This is a genomic window from Deinococcus aerius, assembly GCF_002897375.1.
Lineage (GTDB): Bacteria > Deinococcota > Deinococci > Deinococcales > Deinococcaceae > Deinococcus > Deinococcus aerius.
The window spans coordinates 1-663 of record NZ_BFAG01000041.1; the positions used below are offsets into that span (position 1 = coordinate 1).

The window sequence follows — 663 nt, forward strand, 5'->3', positions numbered from 1 at the left end:
GACCATCACGGAGACGCTTTGCGTGCGGCCCTGCCGGATGCTCCGTGCGAGACGGTCAGGGCGGTAACCGAGCAACTCAACAGCTTCCCGCACGCGGGCTTTGGTCTCGGGACCGACCTCCGGGTGGTCGTTGATCGCCCGCGAGACGGTGCTGGGGACCACGCCCACGTACCGGGCGACGTCTTTGATGGTGACTTTGGAGCGCAAGGAACCTCCTGAGGGTAGAACCCGCACCACCCGGAAACGTTTGCGGAATTTGTTTCGATCAAGGTAGGTCGGAAACTCCACATTGTCAATGGCGAGAGGTAGAGCCGATGGGAATCCTCGCCTCGCTTGACAATTCGCCTGGTGGGCTGGTACAACGGGCACGTCGCAAACGTTTCCGGGCTTGGTGGACTTTTATCTGGAGGCCGCCCCTCATGGTTCCTCACCCTTCGGTGGGGACGCTGGTTGCATGAGCCGTCCGCGTTCGGCCGCACGACTTCATTCAGGCAATCCGGGTTCCCCAGCCCCCACAGTAGGCGTGGGTCAGTGTGCGCCGCGGCACTGCGGCGCGGGAACCGATATGCCTTCCTATCAGGAGGACCCATGCGCTCCCCTCTTCTCCTCGTCGGTTTCATGCTCACGGGCGCCATGTTGCTGGCCGGTTGCGGAAACCAGCCC

1 protein-coding gene is annotated in these 663 nt (G+C 62.9%); it reads right to left on the reverse strand.

Annotation, left to right across the window (positions count from 1 at the left end; genetic code table 11):
• The coding region (locus tag DAERI_RS21730; RefSeq protein ID WP_235610510.1) for a LacI family DNA-binding transcriptional regulator at positions 1–207 on the reverse strand (207 nt) is incomplete at its 3' end.
• Positions 208–663 lie beyond the last annotated feature (456 nt).